General features: G+C 64.7%; 1 tRNA gene (only partly in view). It reads left to right on the top strand.

Going from position 1 to position 266, the window contains the following annotated elements:
* The first annotated feature begins 251 nt into the window (after nt 1-251).
* Nucleotides 252-266 (top strand) — tRNA-Ala (locus AC07T0_RS31145); it runs 161 nt beyond the window's last position.

The raw sequence follows: 266 nt of genomic DNA, 5'->3' as shown, positions 1-266 counted from the left end.
CCCCCCCCCCCCCCCCCCCCCCCCCCCCCCCCCCCCCCCCCCCCCCCCCCCCCCCCCCCCCCCCCCCCCCCCCCCAAGACCGCGTGCTCTGTGGATCTGTTGTTTGTGCAGGGATGGCGTTTTACCCCCCGGTTTTACCGGGGCAGGGCGGTAAGTGGTTGTTATGCCGACAAAAAATTTTCAAAAAGTTTGAAAATAAGTTTGACAGCTCCCCGATACGCCCTTAAGATTCGCCCCGTCCTCACCGATGAGGGGCTATAGCTCAG

Source organism: Pseudomonas sp. GW821-FHT04D07 (genome assembly GCF_059420225.1).
The sequence above is the reverse complement of the archived record's forward strand: the minus strand, read 5'-3'. Positions and strand labels throughout refer to the sequence as shown.